The following is a 4,764-nucleotide window of genomic DNA, read 5'->3' on the forward strand; positions in this document are numbered from 1 at the left end:
ACGTCGGACTTGACCTTGAACTCGGCGATCACCGCGCCGTCCTTCAGCGCCTTGCCGTCGTACGGGCGCAGCTCGATCACATCGCCCATGTTCATCTGCGACACGTCGAGTTCGATCGGCAGCGCGCCGGCGTCTTCCATGGTGTTGTAGAAGATCGGGGCGATCTTGGACCCCAGGCACACGCCGCCGAAGCGCTTGTTCGGGATGAACGGAATATCTTCGCCGGTGAACCACAGCACCGAGTTGGTGGCCGACTTGCGGCTCGAACCCGTACCCACCACGTCGCCCACGTAGGCCACCAGGTGGCCCTTGTCCTTCAGCGATTCGATGAACTTGACCGGGCCGCGCTTGCCGTCTTCTTCCGGCTCGATGCCATCACGCTTGTTCTTCAGCATCGCCAGGGCGTGCAGCGGGATGTCCGGGCGGGTGGTGGCGTCCGGGGCCGGCGACAGGTCGTCGGTGTTGGTTTCGCCGGTCACCTTGAGCACGGTGATGGTCAGGCTTTCGGGCACCTGCGGGCGGCTGGTGAACCACTCCGCATCGGCCCAGCTCTGCAGCACGCCCTGGGCGTTGGCATTGCCGGCCTTGGCCTTTTCCTGCACGTCGTGGAAGGCGTCGAAGACCAGCAGGGTCTTCTTCAGCGCGTCGGCGGCGATGGCGCCGACCACGGCGTCATCCAGCAGCTGCACCAGCGGGGCGACGTTGTAACCGCCGAGCATGGTGCCCAGCAGTTCGGTGGCGCGCTCGCGGCTGATCAGCGCATTGGTCTCGCTGCCCAGGGCGATCGCGGCCAGGTACGAGGCCTTGACCTTGGCAGCGTCATCGACGCCGGCCGGCACGCGCTGGACCAGCAAGTCGAGCAGGAACTCGGCTTCACCTGCGGGCGGGTTCTTCAGCAGTTCGATGACGTCGGCCGTCTGCTGGGCGTTCAGCGGCAGCGGCGGGATGCCAAGCGCGGCGCGCTCGGCTACGTGGTGGCGGTAGGCTTCCAACATGACAACTCCCGGGATTTCTTTGAAAAGACTGCGATTGAATACAGCGGTGGAATAAGTGGGCTCAAGCGTGCGGCACGATCAGCTTCAGGCCCTTGAAGTAGTCGCGGTAAAACGTATCGTTCCAGGTGATCAGGCCATCGCACTGCAGCAGCGCGTGCGACCCGACCATGAAATCGTCCAGCCCGCGCCTGCCGGTGCCGCGCTGGCGGTGGCGACGGTGCATCTCGCCGGCACGCAATGCGGACTTGGCTTCCAGCGGGCTGAAATGGATGCCCATTTCCTCCAGCGCGCCCTGCACCTCGGCGCCGCCGCGCAACGAGGCGCAGATCTCGGCCAGGGTGACGCCGCAGATCACCACGCGCCCCCCGACCAGGCTTTGACGCAGGCAGGCTTCCACGGCATCGGCCTGGGGCCCGTTGCTGAGCAGCTCGATCAGGACCGGGGAATCAACGGCAATCATGCGCGGCTCACTCGGCGTCGCGGACCGCGTCGACGGCGGCCTGCGCCGAATCGAAGCCATCCAGGGCGAATTTGCCGCGCGCGCGCGAAATCGCGTCGTCCACGCTCTTGCGCAGAATGATCCGGCTGCCGTCCAGTTCCACTTTCAGCTGGGTGCCCTTGGTCAGGCCAAGCGCATCGCGGACCGCCTTGGGCAAGGTGATCTGTCCGCGTTCTGCAACGGTGGCTTCCATCGGTAGGCCCTCCAAAGTATGCACAAATTATACATACTTCCGGGGGCATACTTCTACCCGAGGACGCGCCACGGCCGGTTCCGGCCTTGCCGGCCAAAGGATACGCAGGTCCCCATGACATCAGGGATACATATCTCTATGTACCCTGAGACCCGATGCCGCAGGTCGCAGGCCGGCTGAATCGTTCATACTCGGAACGGTCACCGGGCCTTTGGGCCAACGGCGAACGCAAGCAGGCCTGCCTCGGGCGGGCCAACGCAAGCCATCCGCAAGAGGAGTCACCCGCATGAGCGATTCGTTCTCCACCCGCAGCCAGCTGGACGTCGGCGGCACGACCTACGACTACTTCAGCCTGCCCAAGCTCGGACAGCAGTTCGACATCTCCCGCCTGCCCTACTCGATGAAGATCCTGCTGGAGAACCTGCTCCGGCACGAGGACGGCGGCGCCACGGTCGGCCGCGACCACATCGAGGCGGTGGCCCGCTGGAACCCGACCGCCGAGCCGGACATCGAGATCGCCTTCATGCCCGCGCGCGTGGTCCTGCAGGATTTCACCGGCGTGCCCTGCGTGGTCGACCTGGCTGCGATGCGTGATGCGGTGGTCAAACTGGGCGGCCGCCCGGAACAGATCAATCCGCAGATTCCGTCGGAACTGGTGATCGACCATTCGGTGCAGGTGGACGTGTTCGGCACGCCCGACGCGCTGGACCTCAACGGCAAGATCGAGTTCCAGCGCAACATGGAGCGCTACGGCTTCCTGCGCTGGGGCCAGAAGGCCTTCGACAACTTCAAGGTGGTGCCGCCCAACACCGGCATCGTCCACCAGGTGAACCTGGAGAACCTGGCGCGCGTGGTGATGACCGCCGACAAGGACGGCACGCCGGTGGCCTACCCCGACACCGTGTTCGGCACCGACAGCCATACCACCATGATCAATGGCATCGGCGTGCTCGGCTGGGGCGTGGGCGGCATCGAAGCCGAGGCGGCCATGCTCGGCCAGCCGTCCTCGATGCTGATCCCGCAGGTGGTGGGCTTCAAGCTCACCGGCAAGCTGCCCGAGGGCGCCACCGCCACCGACCTGGTGCTCACCGTCACCCAGCAGCTGCGCAAGCACGGCGTGGTCGGCAAGTTCGTCGAGTTCTTCGGCGAAGGCCTGCAGCACCTGCCGCTGGCCGACCGCGCCACGATCGGCAACATGGCCCCGGAATACGGCGCCACCTGCGGCATCTTCCCGATCGACGAGGAATCGCTGAACTACCTGCGCCTGTCCGGTCGCAGTGAAGAGCAGATCGCGCTGGTCGAGGCCTACGCCAAGGCGCAGGGCCTGTGGCACGACGCGCAGACCGCGCACGCCAGCTACAGCGCCACGCTGGAACTGGACATGGGCACGGTCAAGCCGTCGCTGGCCGGCCCCAAGCGGCCGCAGGACCGCGTGCTGCTGGAAGACGTCAAGCAGAACTACCGCGACAGCCTGGTCGGCCTGACCACCAACCGCGACAAGCGCAACGCGGATGTGTCCAACTTCGTCAACGAAGGCGGCGGCGCGGCGGTCGGCAACGAACAGCTGGCCAAGGGCTACAGCGATGTCGAACTGGACGGCACGACATTCCGCCTGAAGGATGGCGCGGTGGTGATCGCCGCGATCACCTCGTGCACCAACACCTCCAACCCGGCGGTGATGATCGGCGCAGGCCTGCTGGCGCGCAACGCGGCCGCCAAGGGCCTGGACCGCAAGCCGTGGGTGAAGACCTCGCTTGGCCCAGGCTCGCGCGTGGTCACCGATTACCTTGAAAAGGCCGGTGTGCTCACCGAGCTGGAGAAGATCGGCTTCTACGTGGTCGGCTACGGCTGCACCACCTGCATCGGCAACTCCGGCCCGCTGCCGGCCGAAGTAAGCGCCGGGATCGCCGCCGGCGACCTGGTGGTGACCTCGGTGTTGTCGGGCAACCGCAACTTCGAGGGGCGCGTGCACCCGGAAGTCAAAATGAACTACCTGGCCAGCCCGCCGCTGGTGGTGGCCTACGCGATTGCCGGTACCACCGACATCGACCTCACCACCGAACCGCTGGGCAATGACCGCGACGGCAACCCGGTCTACCTGCGTGACATCTGGCCGAGCAACAAGGAAATCGGCGATGTGATCGCCGCGACCATCGGGCCGGAGATGTTCAAGCAGAACTACGCCGACGTGTTCAAGGGCGACACCCGCTGGAACACCATCGCCTCGCCGGACGGCGACCTGTACGCATGGGACGGCGCCTCGACCTACATCAAGAACCCGCCCTATTTCGACGGCATGACCATGCAGGTCGGTCACGTCGACGACGTGCATGGGGCGCGGGTGATGGGCCTGTTCGGCGACTCGATCACCACCGACCACATCTCCCCGGCCGGCAACATCAAGAAGGACTCGCCGGCGGGCCGCTTCCTGCAGGAGCGCGGCGTGCAGCCGGCCGACTTCAACAGTTACGGCAGCCGCCGCGGCAACGATGACGTCATGGTGCGCGGTACGTTCGCCAACATCCGCATCAAAAACCTGATGTTCGGCGGCGAGGAAGGCGGCAACACGCTGTACTTCCCCACCGGCGGTGGCGAGCCGCAGAAGCTGGCGATCTACGACGCGGCCATGAAGTACAAGGCCGACGGCGTGCCGCTGGTGGTGTTCGCCGGCAAGGAATACGGCACCGGCTCGTCGCGTGACTGGGCGGCCAAGGGCACCAACCTGCTGGGCGTCAAGGCCGTGATCACCGAGAGCTTCGAGCGCATCCACCGCTCCAACCTGGTAGGCATGGGCGTGCTGCCGCTGCAGTTCAAGGCCGGCGAGAACGCGCAGAGCCTGGGCCTGGACGGCTCGGAAACGATCGACATCACCGGCTTGAACGATGGTGCCAGCAAGACGGCCACGGTGACCGCGACCAAGGCCGATGGCACGGCGAAGACCTTCGAGGTCCACGTCATGCTGCTCACGCCGAAGGAAGTGGAGTACTTCAAGCACGGCGGCCTGCTGCAGTACGTGCTGCGCCAGCTGGCAGCCAAGGGCTGACCCCACCGGCGGGCCTCGACCGTTGGTCGGGGCC

The 4,764-nt window shown here is 65.9% G+C and carries 3 protein-coding genes and 1 pseudogene; 1 reads left to right on the forward strand and 3 read right to left on the reverse strand.

The window, feature by feature from the left end; genetic code table 11:
- From DBR34_RS22720 to DBR34_RS11185, 3 genes and pseudogenes are all read right to left on the reverse strand, one after another.
- Window positions 1–995, reverse strand: a pseudogene (locus DBR34_RS22720) (aconitate hydratase B); the annotation flags it as partial.
- 61 nt (window positions 996–1,056) lie between these two features.
- Window positions 1,057–1,455 carry a type II toxin-antitoxin system VapC family toxin gene (locus DBR34_RS11180; protein ID WP_128096849.1) on the reverse strand — a complete coding sequence of 133 codons (399 nt, stop codon included), beginning with the start codon at window positions 1,453–1,455 and terminating at the stop codon, window positions 1,057–1,059.
- Between the two features lie 7 nt (window positions 1,456–1,462).
- Window positions 1,463–1,687 carry an AbrB/MazE/SpoVT family DNA-binding domain-containing protein gene (locus tag DBR34_RS11185; protein WP_038688544.1) on the reverse strand — a complete coding sequence of 75 codons (225 nt, stop codon included), beginning with the start codon at window positions 1,685–1,687 and terminating at the stop codon, window positions 1,463–1,465.
- A 286-nt stretch (window positions 1,688–1,973) separates the two neighbouring features.
- Here DBR34_RS11185 and acnA point away from each other — a divergent pair, with 286 nt between their 5' ends.
- Window positions 1,974–4,730, forward strand: coding sequence for an aconitate hydratase AcnA (gene acnA, locus DBR34_RS11190; RefSeq protein ID WP_128096850.1), 2,757 nt, complete (start codon window positions 1,974–1,976; stop codon window positions 4,728–4,730).
- Window positions 4,731–4,764 lie beyond the last annotated feature (34 nt).

Source organism: Stenotrophomonas sp. HMWF003, from assembly GCF_003061285.1.
Taxonomy (GTDB): domain Bacteria; phylum Pseudomonadota; class Gammaproteobacteria; order Xanthomonadales; family Xanthomonadaceae; genus Stenotrophomonas; species Stenotrophomonas maltophilia_AP.